At 63.9% G+C, this 16,062-nt stretch carries 12 protein-coding genes and 1 tRNA gene; 7 read left to right on the forward strand and 6 right to left on the reverse strand.

Annotated elements, in window-relative coordinates; all coding sequences use genetic code 11:
- Positions 1 to 198: 198 nt before the first annotated feature.
- Complete coding sequence (locus tag IT350_07530; GenBank protein MCC6157889.1) at positions 199 to 456, forward strand: hypothetical protein; 258 nt, start codon at positions 199 to 201, stop codon at positions 454 to 456.
- A gap of 383 nt (positions 457 to 839) precedes the next feature.
- Here the strand turns inward: IT350_07530 and ettA are convergent, their stop codons facing one another.
- From ettA to IT350_07545, 3 genes are all read right to left on the reverse strand, one after another.
- Positions 840 to 2,492 (reverse strand): energy-dependent translational throttle protein EttA, encoded by a 1,653-nt coding sequence (ettA, locus tag IT350_07535; GenBank protein ID MCC6157890.1) that lies wholly within the window; start codon positions 2,490 to 2,492, stop codon positions 840 to 842.
- Positions 2,493 to 3,185: 693 nt separating this feature from the next.
- Positions 3,186 to 4,055: a radical SAM protein gene (locus IT350_07540; GenBank protein MCC6157891.1), complete on the reverse strand. Its 870-nt coding sequence runs from the start codon at positions 4,053 to 4,055 to the stop codon at positions 3,186 to 3,188.
- 25 nt (positions 4,056 to 4,080) lie between these two features.
- Entirely contained in the window at positions 4,081 to 5,535 is a 1,455-nt protein-coding gene (locus tag IT350_07545; GenBank protein ID MCC6157892.1) for a 4-hydroxyphenylacetate 3-hydroxylase family protein, read from the reverse strand.
- A gap of 154 nt (positions 5,536 to 5,689) precedes the next feature.
- On the opposite strand from IT350_07545, the gene IT350_07550 reads away from it, so the two are divergent.
- From IT350_07550 to IT350_07565, 4 genes are all read left to right on the forward strand, one after another.
- Positions 5,690 to 6,367 (forward strand): TetR/AcrR family transcriptional regulator, encoded by a 678-nt coding sequence (locus IT350_07550; GenBank protein ID MCC6157893.1) that lies wholly within the window; start codon positions 5,690 to 5,692, stop codon positions 6,365 to 6,367.
- A 102-nt stretch (positions 6,368 to 6,469) separates the two neighbouring features.
- The gene (locus IT350_07555; GenBank protein MCC6157894.1) at positions 6,470 to 7,771 is read left to right on the forward strand and encodes an efflux RND transporter periplasmic adaptor subunit; all 1,302 of its coding nucleotides are present in this window, start codon (positions 6,470 to 6,472) and stop codon (positions 7,769 to 7,771) included.
- On the forward strand, positions 7,768 to 8,472 hold the full coding sequence (locus IT350_07560) for an ABC transporter ATP-binding protein (protein MCC6157895.1): 705 nt from the start codon (positions 7,768 to 7,770) through the stop codon (positions 8,470 to 8,472). The genes IT350_07555 and IT350_07560 overlap by 4 nt, the downstream gene beginning before the upstream one ends.
- A complete protein-coding gene (locus IT350_07565; GenBank protein MCC6157896.1) occupies positions 8,472 to 9,677 on the forward strand; it encodes an ABC transporter permease in 1,206 nt (401 codons plus the stop codon). Before IT350_07560 ends, IT350_07565 begins: the two co-directional genes overlap by 1 nt.
- Before the next feature lie 144 nt (positions 9,678 to 9,821).
- On the opposite strand, the gene IT350_07570 is transcribed toward IT350_07565, so the two are convergent.
- Positions 9,822 to 9,894 (reverse strand) — tRNA-Glu (locus IT350_07570).
- Positions 9,895 to 10,000: 106 nt separating this feature from the next.
- On the opposite strand from IT350_07570, the gene IT350_07575 reads away from it, so the two are divergent.
- The gene (locus IT350_07575) at positions 10,001 to 11,278 is read left to right on the forward strand and encodes a hypothetical protein (protein MCC6157897.1); all 1,278 of its coding nucleotides are present in this window, start codon (positions 10,001 to 10,003) and stop codon (positions 11,276 to 11,278) included.
- Between the two features lie 123 nt (positions 11,279 to 11,401).
- Positions 11,402 to 14,089 (forward strand): penicillin acylase family protein, encoded by a 2,688-nt coding sequence (locus IT350_07580; protein MCC6157898.1) that lies wholly within the window; start codon positions 11,402 to 11,404, stop codon positions 14,087 to 14,089.
- 121 nt (positions 14,090 to 14,210) lie between these two features.
- On the opposite strand, the gene IT350_07585 is transcribed toward IT350_07580, so the two are convergent.
- Together IT350_07585 and IT350_07590 are read right to left on the reverse strand one after the other, a co-directional pair.
- Positions 14,211 to 15,023, reverse strand: a complete 813-nt coding sequence (locus IT350_07585) for a hypothetical protein (GenBank protein ID MCC6157899.1) — start codon at positions 15,021 to 15,023, stop codon at positions 14,211 to 14,213.
- A complete protein-coding gene (locus tag IT350_07590) occupies positions 15,020 to 15,835 on the reverse strand; it encodes a 1-acyl-sn-glycerol-3-phosphate acyltransferase (protein MCC6157900.1) in 816 nt (271 codons plus the stop codon). Before IT350_07590 ends, IT350_07585 begins: the two co-directional genes overlap by 4 nt.
- Positions 15,836 to 16,062 lie beyond the last annotated feature (227 nt).

The following is a 16,062-nucleotide window of genomic DNA, read 5'->3' on the forward strand; positions in this document are numbered from 1 at the left end:
GACATTTGCGGTGACAAAAATCGACCTGAGCGATACCTTGGGTTTCCGGTCTTCACGATTCATCGGTTTGTCGAGCAATAAGAAACAACTATTAACCGGGGTTCTTAAAGGCTGCGTTGGGCGAAAAGTCATTCTGTCAAGATCTCTCGAGAGCGAACCAATGCCTTTCGCATTCCAGCCATTCCGTAGGAGGACGCGATGGAGCGATCGTGTAGCGAGAGTGAGGTCCGTGAAGCAATTCTAGAAGAAGGGCTTCGAGCATGGCAACGGGGGGAACATGCGAATGCCAGATATTCCGATGTCGCGATTCGTCTAGAAATCGCCAAAAGAGAGGTTGTTCGCGTGGCTATGCGCTTGAGCGAAGACGGCCTCCTTCGCCGAACGGCGATTGATTTGTATCGCCTGACCGAGGTCGGTGCGAGCATAGCCGAATCAGAAATCGAAATGGGTGAATGAATAAAGAGGACCAAGTGCGGATTTAATAAGGGCTAAATTTGGAAGTCCCGAAGTACCGGGAGTTCCGGCGACAAATTACCGACCCTTGGCCTCTGGTCCTCTCCGCAGGGGCCAACCGTGCCCGACCGAGCCGCGACCGTAAGGGAGCGGTCATGTCTTCGCTGATGAATCGGTCGAAACCGAGCAGACCGTCACCGAAGGAAATCGGTCGGTTGATTCGAGGCGGCATCGTACACGAACCCCGAACCGCTCCCTGACGGTCGCGGCTCCGTCGTCGCAGCGTGGTCGCGGCGCGGTCGTCGGTGCGTGAGCGCAGTTCGGTCGCAGCAAATCACGGCCGAGGGCGGCTGTGCCACGTGGGGGGAAGCCGGGCCTTCGCCGCTTTAGTGCGTCAGCTTCTTGTAGCGGATGCGGTGCGGCTGATCGGCGTCGGCGCCCAGGCGGCGCTTCTTGTCCTTCTCGTAATCCTGATAGTTGCCCTCGAACCACTCGGCGTGGCTCTCGCCCTCGAAGGACAGAATGTGCGTCGCGATGCGATCGAGAAACCAGCGGTCGTGGCTGATGACGAACACGCACCCGGCGAACGCCTCGATGGCGTCCTCCAGCGCGCGCAGGGTGTCAACGTCGAGGTCGTTGGTCGGCTCGTCGAGCAGCAGCACGTTGCCGCCGGTGCGCAGCATCTTGGCCAGGTGCACGCGGTTTCGCTCGCCGCCGGACAAATGCTTGATGAGCGCCTGCTGGGAGTCTTTTTTGAACGCGAATTTGGAAACGTAGGCTCGCGAGTTGAGCGCCGTTTTGTCGAAGTACAGAATCTCCTCGCCGCCGGAGATTTCCTTCCACACGGTGTTTTCGGGCGAGAGCGCGTCGCGGCTCTGATCGACGTACGCGAGCTTCACCGTCGTGCCGATTTTCATCGAACCGGTCGAGGCCTCATATTGTCCGGTGAGGATGCGAAAGAGCGTCGTCTTGCCCGCGCCGTTGGGGCCGATGATGCCCACGATCGCGCCGGCCGGCACCTTGAACGAGAGGTCCTCGAAGATCACGCGGTCGTCGAAAACCATCGAGAGTTTTTCGGCCTCGATCACGAGATCGCCGAGTCGGGGGCCGTTCGGGATCACGAGTTCGGCGGTGCTGCGGCGCTGCGCGGTTTCTTCCGACAGCAAGCGCTCGTACGCGGTGAGGCGTGCCTTGCCCTTGGACTGCCGCGCCTTGGGGCTCATGCGAATCCATTCCAGCTCGCGTTCCAGTGTGCGCTGGCGGGCGGTCTCCTGCTTTTCCTCGACGGCGACGCGTTTGCTCTTCTGGTCGAGCCACCCGCTGTAGTTGCCCTCGAACGGGAAGCCCTTGCCGCGGTCGAGTTCGAGAATCCACCCGGCCACGTTGTCGAGGAAATACCGATCGTGCGTGACGGCGACGACGGTGCCGGGATACTCGGCGAGAAAATGCTCCAGCCACTCCACCGACTCGGCGTCGAGGTGGTTGGTCGGTTCGTCGAGCAGGAGCATGTCGGGCTTTTCCAGCAGCACGCGGCACAGCGCCACGCGGCGGATCTCGCCGCCCGACAGGTGCGTGACCGCCGAATCGCCCGGCGGGCAGCGTAGCGCGTCCATCGCGATCTCGATGGTGCGGTCCAGATCCCACGCGTTCGCAGCGTCGATCTTGGCCTGCAGATCGCCCTGCTCGGCGAGCAGCGCGTTCATCTCGTCGTCGCTCATGGGCTCGGCGAATTTCGCGTTGACCTCGTCGAAGCGGTGCAGCAGGTTGCGGATCTCGCGCACGGCCTCCTCGACGTTTTCCTTCACCGTCTTGTCGGGGTCGAGTTGCGGCTCCTGCGGCAAAAAGCCTACGCGGATGCCCTGGCCCGGCTTGCCCTCCCCGTCGAACTCGTGGTCGACGCCCGCCATGATGCGCAGCAGGGAGCTTTTGCCCGCGCCGTTGGGGCCGATGACGCCGATCTTCGCGCCGGGCAGAAACGCCAGCGTGATGTCGTCGAGAATGACGCGCGGGCCGGAGACGACCTTGCGCAGCTTGTACATGGTGTAGACGTATTGCGTGGACAAAACGCGGCTCCCTTTTTCGGCAAATTCGACGGGCGCGAAACCTAGCACAAGCCGCGACCGGCGAAAAGGCCGCGCCCTGGGGCCATCGGCCGCCCGTTTTGAACTTCAAATATCTTCGCGATCTTGAAACCGCCGTTACAAAATCCTGCCGAAAAACGGGGTGTTGGCAGGGCTGTGAATGACTTCCGGTCAACCCTTACGTTCCAGACCGTGCGGTACGCAAATCTATCAGAAAACCGTCGCCGACCGTGAAAAATTGTCACGACTTCGGATTGGGGGATTTCCTCGGAACGAGCTAAGTGCCTGAAATCGCGTTGCCACACGACTTGGCATACCGTTTGCTTCGTTCAAGGCTCGGCAGAGCGGAGCGGCTCTTTGACATAAGGGGGGATTTCGCGGAGGCGAAACGCGGACCTGACCAGACCAGAAACGCCGCGATTTCCCCCCTCTCCATTTGCCATTCGATTCGGAACACCCGGACCCGCAAAGTCCGAGAAGATCTTTCACAGTCCCCTCGAGACGGTTTCACGCCGCCTCAACCATCCCCAAAGAGATAGGATGACCCACACCTATCTGCCTGCATGAGCAACGGAAACCGCGTTTTCAATTCCCCCGAAAACGCGGTTTCCACTTTTTTACCCCGGAAAATCTGAATCGACGCCGGCCGCGCTATAGCGCGCGCAGGTACTCCGGCTTGAGCGCGCTCGCGTCGCGTTTGTCGATCACGCGTCGGATCGCGGCGAGGGCGGCGTCCTTTTCGCGCGGCATCCGCACCCGCACGGGCAGGTAGTTGCTCGCGTGGTTGCTCATGAACATGCCGGAGGACATGCTGGTCGCGCGCAGCATCACGTAGAGTTCGGCGAGCAGGTCAAACGCCTCCGGCACCGCATACGCGCCGCTCTCCTGAAGATCCCACAGCGGCGTGCCGGGCACGACCATCACGGTCAGCGCGCCGACGAAGTCGGGGTCGATCGCGCTCAGAACGCGCCCGGTTTCTTCGGCGTGAATCGCCCCGCGCCCGGGCCTGGCAATCCCGAGCAGCACGGTGGCCGACAGCAGCAGCTCCGCGTCGCGCACGCGCCGCCCGGCCTCGATCATCCGTTCCACCGGCTGGCCCTTGGCGATGAAATCGAGCGTATCCTGATCGCCCGACTCCAGCCCGAAGTACACGATGCCGAGCCCCGCGTCGCGAAGCTGGGCGAGTTCTTCCGGCGACTTGCGCAGGATCGCCTTGGCGTTGCCGTAGATGCCCACGCGCTCGATCCCATCGAGCCGTTCGCGCAGATATCCGAGCCGCGCGAGCAGCTCGCGCTGCGGCATGATGAGCGCGTCGCCATCGCCCAGAAACACGCGTCGCCACGGGTAACGCGCCATCTCGTCCACGTCGGCGCGGAAGCGGTCGAGATCCTTAATGCGGAACTTGGTGCCCTTGTACGTGGGACAGAAGGTGCACTTGTTGTGGGAGCAGCCGAAGGTGGCCTGAAGGATGAGCGAATCCGCCTCGGACGGCGGACGGATGACGATGCCCTCGTATTGCATGTCGCGTCCCTGCCCGGCGCCGCCGCTACTCTTCCGGTGCGCTCAGCACGCCGCACAGACGTTGCGACAATTTTTTCTTTTCGTCCATGTTCACCTGTCGCGCGATCATGATCCGTTGCGCCTGCGGCGATCCCGCGCCGTGCAGCGACTCGGTCAGGTAGCCGACGGCCGCGGCGCCGAGCGTCATGTGTTCAATCAGACGCAGCACACGCAGCCGGTTTTCGGTCGGGACGTCCGGCTTCGTCTTGAAATACTTCTCCACCCACGGCCCGACCTCGGGCGATCGGAAATCCGCGGCGGACGGCAGCGTGACCATTGCTCCGCCGGCGACATCTTGGGCCAGACGCGCGATGGTGAACGGAAAGCGCGTGACGTTGTGTTTGGAGACGTTGGCGAGCAGCGGATTGACCATGAATGTTCCGCTCGGCTCGGCCTGGCCTTCGGACGCGCACGCGATCGAGCCGCAGTACAGGGTTTCGTTCAGGTGGTTCATCTCGATGATCTTGTCGCGGATGTGCGCGGCGTGGTGCGTGCCGTTGTATTCGGCGATGGTCTGCGTCGCGCCGATCAGCACGTCCCCCACGCCGACCTTGCACGCGTAACTCTGGCGGTGGAAGGTCGCGAACTTTTCCACCAATTCGCCGACATATTCGGTCTCCCCGCACATGAAAACGCGTTCCCACGGGACGAAGACGTCGTCGAAAACGATCAGCGCCTCGTGCCCGCCGAAATGCGGATTGCCGACGTCCAGCGCGTCACCTTCGAGTTTGCGCGTGTCGCAGGACTGTCGGCCCATGATGTAGATGACGCCGGGCGCGTCGCTGGGTACCGCGAAAGAGACGGCCCAGTCGCGGTCTTCGGCTTTCATGGCCACGGTGGGCATGACGATGACCTCGTGGCTGTTGACCGCGCCGGTCTGATGGGCCTTGGCGCCCCGCACCACGATGCCGTCTTCCCGCCGCTCTACCACGCGCAGGTAGACGTCCGGGTCCGGCTGGCGGTGAGGCGGAAGCGAGCGGTCGCCCTTGGGGTCGGTCATCGCCCCGTCGCAGACCAGATCGCGATCCTGAACGTCCGCAAGGTAGCGCGAGAAGCGCTCGTTGTATTTTGTCCCCAGCCGCGCGTCCATGTTGAACGTCGTGATGGACAGCGCCGCCAGCGCATCCATGCCCACGCATCGCTGGAAGCAGCACCCCGTATGCGCGCCCATCAGGCGGCCCATCTTCGTGCGCATGAGCAGATCGTGCGTGCTCTGGGCGATGTGCGTGAAACGGTTGATGCGTCGCAGGGTCAGGTGCGACGTGGCCGTCATGATCTCGGCGAACTCCGGGCGCGAGGCCATCTCGTAGGTCTTCGCCACCGCGTTCATTGACGGGCGGATGATGGGATCGTCAACGGGGTTTTCCACCCGACGACCGAACATGTAGACCACGAGCCGTAGCTTGCGCAGGCTGTCCTCATACTCGTGCGGCGTCATCATGGCGGTGCTCCCGGAAACGGAATTCGGAATTCGGAATTCGATCCCGAGAGCGTCGGATTTTTCCGCTTCGAATGCAACGGGAAAACGCCACGTGCGACGGGCATCGGTCGCTTTCGGCCCTTGACTTTCGATTTACTGAGTGTACACTCAATATATGCGTGGTCGCCCACCGAGCATTCGCGAAGAAGACCTTCTGGACGCCGCACGGGACGTGTTTCGCGAAGACGGACACGCGGCGACCACGGCCAAAATCGCCCGACGGGCCGGTGTGTCCGAGGGAATTCTCTTCTACCGATACAAGAGCAAGGAAGCCCTGCTCGCCGCGGTGATCCACCGCGAGACGCAGCCTCCGGAGGCTTTGGCCGTCATCGCGAAGAACGCCGGTCAACGGAGTGTCGGCGAAAACCTGGAACGCCTGATCGAGGCGGTGCTCGATTCGTGTTTTCGAGTCCATCCGTTTTTGGAACTCGCGGAAACGAGTCCGATGTCAGGGGCAATCCGCCAACTCCTCTTTGCCGAGCCCGAGACGCTGCCGCCCCAACTCATCGTCGAAAAAATCAACGCCTGCTTCGCGGCGGAAATGCGCCTCGGCCGCGTCCGCCGCTTCGACACATGGCCGCTCGCTCGCGCGATCTTCGGCGGCTGCGTCGATTTTGTGCGGTCGCGGCAAATGCCGAACGTCACGGACAGTCGGGAGTCCTTCGTGCGGGGCTTTGTCGACGCCCTGATGCACGGGATCGCAAATCCACCGAACCGAGATGACGACCATGAGACCCAAACGTCTGCACGCAACCGAACGCGACGTGCGCCCCATCGCGGAAAACCCCGCTAGCGCCCGCGCGGTCGGTGTGCCGGCGCAGGTTCAACCGTGCGAAGCGTCGAACGGGAAATGGTCGCGACAACTCACTTCCCACCCGATCGGCGGGGAAAGATCATGAAAGACGCGGAAAATCCGAACACGGTCGTCCTCCCGTCATTAAACGTCCTTCTGAGCGCTGAGATCGAAAAACCGTATTGGCGTCGGCGGAATTGGCTGCTCGCGGCGCTGTCGGCGATCTTTGGCCTGGGGATTGCCGCGCTGGTCTCGCAAGCGGGGGGGCGTGCGGCTGTCACGCGTTTTCAGACCGAGGAGGCGGTGATCGGTGAGCTGGTGGTGACGGTGTCCGCGACGGGCACTCTTCAGCCCACCAACAAGGTCGAACTCAGCAGCGAGCTTTCCGGAATCGTCGCTGCCGTGTTGGTCGACGAAAACGATCGAGTGAAAAAGGGCCAAGTATTGGCAAGACTCGATCATTCCAAGTTGCGCGACGTCGTGAACAAATCGCGGTCAACGCTCGCGGCCGCCGAAGCGCAGATGCTGCAGGCGCAAGCCACCGTCGCCGAGACCGCCGCCGCCTTGACGCGCCTTCGGCAACTCGTCGAGATTTCCGGCGGTTTAGGAACCTCCCAAAGCGAGCTCGAGACGGCCGAGGCCAACTGGAAACGCGCTGGGGCAAACGAAGCCAGTGCCCGCGCCGGCGTTTCCCAGGCCCGCGCCAACCTGCAGTCCGCCGAAACCGATCTGGGGAAAGCCGACATCAAATCGCCGATCGACGGCGTGGTGCTCGCGCGCACCGTGGAGCCCGGTCAGACGGTCGCCGCGACATTCCAGGCGCCGGTGCTGTTCACGCTCGCCGAGGACCTGACGAAGATGAAACTGCAGGTGGACATCGATGAAGCCGACGTCGGTCAGGTGAAAGAAGGGCAGAACGCCACGTTTGCGGTGGACGCCTGGCCCGGGCGCAAGTACTCGGGCGTCATCACCCGGGTCGGGTACGGATCCAGAACCGTGGACGACGTGGTGACCTATTCCGCGGTGCTGGCGGTGAGCAACGACGACCTGAGCCTGCGTCCCGGCATGACCGCCACGACCGACATCGTGACCGTGACTCGCGAGAACGTGCTGCTCATCCCCAACGCCGCCCTTCGCTACACCCCGCCCGCGACCGTCCCGGCGTCGGCCGATCGATCCGGCGGCTTTGTCGGGAAGCTGATGCCGCGCCCGCCGGACCAGCCGAGCAGGGCTTCGGTCGCCGCGACGGACGGAGTGCCGCGCGTGTGGGTCTCGCGCGACGGCCAGGCGGTTCCCATCGAGATTCAGACCGGCGCCGACAACGGCCGGGTCACGGAGGTCCTCGGCGGATCGCTGAAGGCCGGCGAGCAGGTGATCACCGAAACGATCGGGACGGCGTCGTGAACGCAGAGGCTCTCATTCGGCTGTCCGGCGTCACGAAGACCTATGGCGGCGGGCCGGCCGCGTTTCAGGCGCTCAAAGGCATCGACCTGGCGATCGCTTCGGGAGAGTTTGTCGCGATCATGGGGCCGAGCGGCTCGGGCAAATCGACGATGATGAACATTCTCGGGTGTCTCGACACGCCCACCGGCGGAAGCTACGAATTTCAAAGCGTCCACGTCGAGGCGCTCTCCCGCAACCAACGCGCCCTGCTGCGCCGGCACTACCTGGGATTCGTGTTCCAGGGCTTCAATCTGCTGGCACGCACGACGGCGATCGAGAACATCGAACTCCCGCTGATCTATCGTCACGAAAGCGCCGCCAAACGTCCGATCGCCGCCCGCGCCGCCCTGGAGCAGGTCGGACTCACCGGCTGGGAACGGCATCACCCCTCGGAACTGTCGGGCGGACAACAACAGCGAATCGCCATCGCGCGCGCGATCGTCACGAGGCCCAAAGTGCTGCTGGCGGACGAACCGACCGGCAACCTCGATACACACACGAGCGCCGAAATCATGGAATTGCTGGTCGCGCTGAATCGCGACCAGGGCATCACCGTGTTGATGGTCACCCACGAACCCGACATCGCGGCCTACGCCAACCGCGTCATCCACTTTGTCGACGGGCGAGTGGCCAGCGATCGCCGCAATGTGGGGAGCGCCTGATGTTGTGGAATACGGTGATCCTTGCCCTCCGGGCTATTCGCCGCAATTTGCTGCGTTCGTTTCTCACCACCCTCGGGATCGTCATCGGCATCGCCGCCGTCATCACGCTGGTCACCCTGGGCAACGGCGCGACCAAATCCGTTTCCGACCAGATCGCCGCAATGGGCACCAATCAACTCATGATGATCCCCGGCCAACGCATGGGACCGGGCTCCGAAATGGGTGCATCCGCTTTTGTGAATGCGGACGCCGACGCGATTCGCAACCAGATCACGGGCGCGCGTGATGTCGCGCTGGTTGCGGGCAAAGCGACGACCGTCGTCCATCAATCTCAGGCGTGGTCCACGCAGGTCACGGGGACAAACAACGAATTCTTCACCGCGGGAAGCTGGAAGATGGCGCTTGGGCGCACGTTCACCGACGCCGAGGAACGCGCGGGAAAGTCGGTGTGCGTGATTGGGGAGACCATCCGGGACAAGCTGTTTGACGGCGCGAATCCGGTCGGTTCCGAAATCCGCCTCACGGGATTCAGTTGCGAAGTGATCGGCCTGCTCCAGGGCAAGGGCCAGTCCGCCATGGGACAGGATCAGGACGACGTCGTCGTGATGCCGCTGCGCACGGTGCAACGCCGACTCACCGGCAGCCAGGACATCGCGCGAATCATGGTCGCGGTGCGCGATGAGGGCTCCGTCGACGCGGTCAAGCAACAACTGGTTTTACTGTTACGCGAGCGGCGCAAGATCGGCGAAACCGAGGAAGACGATTTTCGCGTATTGGACACCCGGCAACTCGCGGAAACGCTGACCGGTACGACTCGAATTCTCACCATGCTGCTCGGCTGCGTGGCGGCCGTGAGCCTGCTGGTCGGCGGAATCGGCATCATGAATATCATGCTCGTCTCGGTCACCGAACGCACGCGCGAGATCGGCATCCGGCTCGCTATCGGCGCTTTGGAACGAGACGTGTTGCTGCAATTCCTCATCGAGGCGATGGTCTTATCCAGTCTCGGCGGCGTTGTGGGCATCGCCCTGGCGGCGGCGGCTTCGATTGGGCTCGCGGGCGTGATGGGCGTACCCTTCCTCTTCAACTCCAACATCAATTTGCTGTCATTTCTTTTTTCCGCGGCGATCGGCGTGATCTTCGGCTATTTCCCGGCGCGACGCGCAGCCGGCCTGAACCCCATCGACGCGCTGCGGTACGAGTGAGCACCGCGAAGTTCATTTCCCCATGCCGTCGGCGATGGCCGACCGTCATATTTGGGGAGGAACTCCAGGATCTTCGCCGGGCCGGACGCCGAAAACAGGGAAGGCTGCTCACGTTCGCGAACAGCCTTACAGGGGTCTGATAGACGTCCCCAACGGGACTCGAACCCGTGTTGCCGACGTGAAAGGCCGGAGTCCTGGACCGCTAGACGATGGGGACGCACCGTACGGAACGGACGCTTGATCTAATGGAAATCCCTTGGGGTGTCAATCGCGCGCGGGCCGTTGGCGACGGGTTCGGCACGCGCGGATCGGTCGGGCGCCGGATGCCCGCCGCATCGCAGGTCGGGGTCATGGGAATTGCGAAACTGACCGTCGGTCAGATATTATTCATGATGTTCGACATTCGCTCCGATATCACGGTTCAGGCGGGCGCGCTCGGCCCGACCACGGAGGGGCTCATGCGTGGATTGGCGACTCTCGGCGCACTGATCTTGGCATTGTTCGGCGCGATCGGCTGCAGCTGCGGCGGCGAAGAGGAATCCACCGGCCGCTTCGGCGGAGCGAACGAGGAAGAAAACGTCGTCCCGCAATGCGACTACGGAGATGCGCCGCTTCAGGGCTTCGTGCTGGCTCCGGACGGCGAGACGCACGTGGGCGGCGCGACGGTGGAGGTGCCGGAACTCGGCCTCGAGACGATGTCCGATGTGGAAGGTTACTATTCTTTCGAATCGGTCGAAGGCGGATTCCAGCAACTGACGGCTCGGAAAGGCGAGTATGTCGGCGACGCCAGCGCGCAGATCTGCGCAGGCGAAGACAACAAGAAAGACGTCATCGTGCGCCCGCCGCCGCACACGATCGCCGTCGTCCCCGGCGACTACGACACCGTGCAGGAGGTGCTGAAGGGCATGGGGTTCGTCGAGGGGACGGACTTCGACATGCTGACGCCGACCGACCTGGAGGACGAGGCAAAGATCGGGACCTACACTTACCTGTTCCTCAACTGCACCGCGGACCCGAATGTCGAGCCCGCGGGAAGCGATGACGACGTAGCGGACGACGACACCGTCGACGACGACGTTGCGGATGACGACGTGACTGATGACGACATGGCAGACGACGATACCGTCGCGACCTCGGGGGCCAGTGACATCGAACCGCTCGACGTCGGCATGGTCAACGAGAACCTGTTCAACTTCGTGCAGGCGGGAGGACGGCTCTACGCATCGGACTGGTCCTTCGAATACGTGGAGTATGTGTGGCCCGACGCCATCTCCTTTCCGTTCGATCCGAAGATCGGCCCCGGGAGCTATGAAATCCTCGCCGACGTCGTGGACGCGGATCTCGCGGAGCATCTCGGCAAGACGCAGATCGAAATCTATTTCGACCTGCCGATCTGGGTGGTGATGGACGGCGTCGGCGAGGGCACGTCGGTTCTCGTGCGCGGATCGTTCGCCACGGAATTCGTGTCGTTTACGGACATCCCATTGCTCGCGCGCTTCGACGCCGGCGAGGGGCGCGTGACCTACACGTCGTTCCACAACGAAGCGCAGGTCACGGACGACGTGTACCGGCTCTTGTCGTACCTGATGTTCAACCTCTGACGCCGCGCGGCGCGAAACCCCACGACGGAGCCGGAAATTCCCCGGCTCCGTTTTTTGTTGTCGTTTCCGGGCCTTGGCGCTTATAATCCTTCGTCTTGTCATGACGTCGAAGGAGGACGACCGATGTTCGCGGTACGTTTGCGTGCTTTGGTGTGGGTGTTCGCGCTCATTTGCGCAATGACGTTCGTCGCCGGCTGCGGCGACGACGACGATGACGACGATTCCGGCGGCGATGACGACGCCGACGACGATACGGACGATGACACGGGCGACGACGACAGCCCCGTGCTCGACGTTCCGCCCGACGAGACGATCGACATTCCGGGCCTTTCCGGCGAGGCGCGCGTCGCGTTCGACGAGTACATGATCCCCTACGTCTTCGCGCGCACCACCGAGGACGCCGTGAAGGTCATGGGCTACGTGCAGGCGATGCAGCGATTTTTCCAGATGGACTTCTACCGTCACTTCGCGCAGGGCCGCCTGACCGAAATCGCCGGCGACGTGGCGATCGGCGTGGACATCGAGCAGCGCGTCAACTTCATGGCCGCCGACGGCCGCTCGGTCTTCGAGCACATCGACGAGGCCATGGACGCCGAGCTCAAAACACTGCTCGAAAACTATGCCGAGGGCGTCAACGCGTGGCTCAATGCCCGCCGCGCCGAGCCTCAGCCCATCGGCTGGCCCGACGAATACGGATTCTTCGCGCTCCAGCCCGATGACGTTCCCGACTGGACCGTGATCGACACCATTTCGTTCGCGCGCTACCAGACCTGGGATCTGTCCAACTCGCTCTACAACGAGATCTATCTCACGGACTGGGCCGACGCCCTGCCGGGCGACCTGTACGACACCATGTTCACGCGCGCGATGGCGACCGACACGGTGGTGCTCGACGGCGCCAAATCGGCGGCCAAGTCGGGGGCGAAGTCGGCCGGCAAATCGGGAACGCCGTCGGCGCCCCAGCGCGTGCTCCCCGAGGGCTACCAGGGCCTGCGGCGCGTGCTCGAATCGATGCGCGCCAATGCCGCGTTCAAACCCGTTTCGCCGAACGGCGAGGCGAGCAACAACTGGATCGTGTCGCCCGACATCAACAACGGCGTCGGATTCCTCGCCAACGATCCGCATCTGAGCCTCTCGTACCCGTCCGTCTTTCATCTTGCCTACATGGACACCAAGGAACTCGGCGCGGGCGACATGCGCACGTGGGGCGCGATGTTCGGCGGCGCGCCGATCGTCGCCATCGGGGCGAACGAAAACCTCGCGTGGGGCGAGACCGTCGCGGGCTTCGACGTGCTCGACGTGTACGCCGAGACGCTCGTGCTCGACGGCGGCGAGCCGGTGGCCGTGGAGTTCGACGGCGGCGAGATCGACCTCGTCAAATCCACCGAGTCCTTCGCGCTGCCCGGCGGCGGCGAGATCACGCAGGACATCTACGTGGTGCCGCATCACGGCCCCATCCTGCCCGATTCGATCGACGGCACGACCGCGATGTCGTTCCGCTGGACCGGACACGAGCCGTCGCAGGAGCCCCTCGCGTTTCGGCAGCTCGCCGTCGCGACGAACGTGGATGAAGGTTTCGCGGCCATCGAAAACTTCCAGGTCGGCGCGCAGAATTTCGTCCTGCAGGACACGAACGGCGACCTCGGCTACTTCCCCAATGCCCGCGTGCCCGAGCGTTCCTGGGCCGCGACGCACAAGCCGTGGTTCGTGCTGCCCGGCGACGGATCGGCCGAGTGGGAAGGCGATATCGCCGACATGCCGCAGGTCAAGAACCCCGCCAAGGGCTGGCTCGTCACCGCCAACAACGACATCAACGGCACCTTGCAGTCGGGCGACCCGACCGACGGGGACCATTACTGGTACTTCGAGCGCGACATCGGCTATCGCGCCCAGCGCATCACGGAAATGCTCACCGAGCAGCTCGCCGGCGACGGCATCACGGTGGAGTCCACGCAGGCGACGCAGTTCACCGTGCAGGACAACTACGCCCGCGACCTCATCACGGCGACGCTCGACGTGCTGAATAGCGACATGACCGATCTGTCGGACGACGCGGTGGACATGGTGGGATTCTGGGAAGACTGGACCTTCGAGACGCACTCCGGCCTCGCGGGCTCCGATCCGAACGGCGCGGCGTCGGACGACGCGGATGTGCTCGCGGCGGCGGTGGCGGCGATGGGCTTCGCCGAGTACGACATCGAGCTGCGCGTCGCGACCTTCGGCGACGAGGTGACCGACGCCGGGTACGACTATCCCTACGGATGGACCGAGACGCAGGTCGCGATTCTCGGCCTGCTCGACGACGAGAGCAACGATTTTTGGGACGACGTCTCCACGGTGCCGGTCGAGACGCGCCGCGAGATCATCGTGAGCGCGATCAACGACACGGTCGCGGCCATCGCGGGATGGGACGAGTTCGACGGCGCGCCGATCGAGGATTGGCTGTGGGGCCGCAAGCATCATCTGATGCTCGGCCACGTGGCGTTCTCGGCGTTCGGCCTGCCGGGTTTCGACCTCGGCCCCTTCGCGATTCCCGGCTCCGACAATACCCCCAACGTGGCGGGGTACGACGAGAGCAATACGGACTTCGAGACCACGTCGGGCCCGAGTCTGCGTATCATCCATGAATTTGTGGACGGCGAGATCACCACGCACGTGCATTATCCCGGCGGGCAGATTCCGGTGACCGGCGATCCGAACCAGCAGGATATGCTCGCGAACTGGCTGACCGGCGACTACTACGAGATGCCGCACGCGGTGCAGCCGATTCTCGATGCGACCGAATACATGATGGCGTTCGTCAGCGAATAATCCGCGCGCCCAAATCGCCCGGCGTCGCCTTCGCGGCGGCGCCGGAGCGAGGCGCAACCGGGTCTGTGCCCGGAGGACGCAAAGGCTCGAACCTCAACTGTTCCGAACGGCCGGATTCGCGTCAGCGTTCCGCGGAAGCCAGCACCTGCGCGCGGCGGCGCAGCCGGAACTTGCGCCAGAAGTAGCGCGGCGCGCTCGACAGCAGGTGGATGTAGCCGACCTGCAGCACCTCATCGCCTTCGTCGAAGCTGAGCAGGTTGGTGTAGTAGTCGTTCACCGTGCGGTTGCGATGGTGGAACGAGCGCTCCTCGGCTTCCTTCTGGAAGACCGTGTCCTTCACGCTGCCCCGGAACACAAATGCGTCCGGATCGAAGATCGCTCCCGGCAGAACGTACATGGCGTCGCGATACTTCACGTCGATCGCCGCCGCGATGCGCCGGTGCGTTTCGCCGGGCTTCGCCGAGGTGAACGGCGTGGGATACACGGCGTCGAAGTGCATGGCCACGTTGCCGAGCGACGACAGCACGCACGCGCAGTTGCTGATCCACAGTCGCCCGAAGGGACGGTAGCGAAGCGCGTAGCCGATGACGGCCTTCGACGTGAGCTTGTGCGTGAGTCCGTATTTGCGGTCCTCGGGACGCACGCACGTGAGGCCGAGGTGCATGACGTCGCCGACGCCGGGAACGCGCAGCATCACCGTCGAGCAGAACCCCGCCATGCGTCCGTCGGGCCGGCGCGCCACGGCGATGACCTTGTCGGCGAGCGCCTCGCGCGTGCCCACAAGGCACTGGTACTCGGGGATTTCGTCGAAGCACGTCGCGGCGACCTCGCGCAGCTCGGCGACGAGGGCGTCGCGCTCGCGGTCGCTCATGTGGCGGCCGGGACGGATGAGGAGGCGGATCTCGTGAGCCTGACCGTTTCGGTTCGCGCTCATGCGGCGGTCCTTTCCCAAAGACAGGTGTTGGCGTCGTCGATCCAGTTTTGCGCCGCGCGGCAAAGATCCTCGCCGGACGAGCCGGAAAGAGCGGGGCCGAAGGAGACGGACACGCGCACGCGCCGTTTGCCGAGCTGACGAAGGAAATGCGCGACGAAAGTGTCGTCGCCGACCCATGCGTCGCCGGGGTCTTCGTAGCGGATGGCGACCGGCACGACGACCAGCCCGGCGCGCGCGGCAAGGGCGAACGACCCGGGGCGGAACGGCAGCGTCGTCGGGCCCGCCGACGTGGTGCCCTCGGGAAAGACGACGACGTTCACGCCGGAGCGGATCGTCGTCTCGATCTCGACGAGCGAGCGTCGACGGCTGTCGGGGCGTTCGCGTTCGACGAAGATGGCGTTGGACAGGCGCGCGGCCCAGCCGATAACCGGCCAGCGCGCGACCTCGGTCTTGGCGAGAAAACAGGCGGCGACGCGCGAACCGATCACGGCGATGTCGATGTACGAGACGTGATTGGCGACGAGCAGAGCCGAGCGATCGGGCGGTGCTCCGCGCGTTTCGATCTCGACGCCGATCGCGCGGCCAAGCGAGACCGACCAGCGCCGCGCATAGGACGCCGCGAGACGGCGTGTGAAACCCGCCATCGCCGCGTGCGACGCATATCGCGCCATCCAGATCAGCGTGATGGCCGCGAATGCCCCGAGCCGCCGGACCGCTCTGGCCGTCGCGACGGCATGCCCGGCCACTCGCTCCACCGTGAGCGCGGCGCCGCGTGGATTCATGGGGATCGCCGAATATCGCGGTGCGTCCATCGCATGACCTCGCTGAGCTTCAAAGACCGGCCGGACGCGCCGGCGGTCACGGACCTTCGTGCTTCTTGTGCGTCGGAACATGACGGCGCGTTGTGACGGCATGACGACGCCAGGCGAAAATGACGGTGAAATGAGGAAGTGCCTGCGCGGTCAGGACTCTTTTCACAAAGCGGGGGCGGTGATAGTTTGCGCCGCGTCCGCGACTTTGCACGATCCTCGGGAGTGAG

The organism is Deltaproteobacteria bacterium (assembly GCA_020845895.1).
Taxonomy (GTDB): domain Bacteria; phylum Lernaellota; class Lernaellaia; order JACKCT01; family JACKCT01; genus JADLEX01.

What these genes read in the sequence shown, in the direction of transcription:
- IT350_07585 (MCC6157899.1), bottom strand. Translation starts at nt 15,023, where the DNA reads ATGAGCGCGAACCGAAACGGTCAGGCTCACGAGATCCGCCTCCTCATC.
- IT350_07555 (MCC6157894.1), top strand. Translation starts at nt 6,470, where the DNA reads ATGAAAGACGCGGAAAATCCGAACACGGTCGTCCTCCCGTCATTAAAC.
- IT350_07540 (MCC6157891.1), bottom strand. Translation starts at nt 4,055, where the DNA reads ATGCAATACGAGGGCATCGTCATCCGTCCGCCGTCCGAGGCGGATTCG.
- IT350_07545 (MCC6157892.1), bottom strand. Translation starts at nt 5,535, where the DNA reads ATGATGACGCCGCACGAGTATGAGGACAGCCTGCGCAAGCTACGGCTC.
- IT350_07580 (MCC6157898.1), top strand. Translation starts at nt 11,402, where the DNA reads ATGTTCGCGGTACGTTTGCGTGCTTTGGTGTGGGTGTTCGCGCTCATT.
- IT350_07590 (MCC6157900.1), bottom strand. Translation starts at nt 15,835, where the DNA reads ATGGACGCACCGCGATATTCGGCGATCCCCATGAATCCACGCGGCGCC.
- IT350_07530 (MCC6157889.1), top strand. Translation starts at nt 199, where the DNA reads ATGGAGCGATCGTGTAGCGAGAGTGAGGTCCGTGAAGCAATTCTAGAA.
- IT350_07575 (MCC6157897.1), top strand. Translation starts at nt 10,001, where the DNA reads ATGCCCGCCGCATCGCAGGTCGGGGTCATGGGAATTGCGAAACTGACC.
- ettA (MCC6157890.1), bottom strand. Translation starts at nt 2,492, where the DNA reads ATGTACAAGCTGCGCAAGGTCGTCTCCGGCCCGCGCGTCATTCTCGAC.
- IT350_07565 (MCC6157896.1), top strand. Translation starts at nt 8,472, where the DNA reads ATGTTGTGGAATACGGTGATCCTTGCCCTCCGGGCTATTCGCCGCAAT.
- IT350_07550 (MCC6157893.1), top strand. Translation starts at nt 5,690, where the DNA reads ATGCGTGGTCGCCCACCGAGCATTCGCGAAGAAGACCTTCTGGACGCC.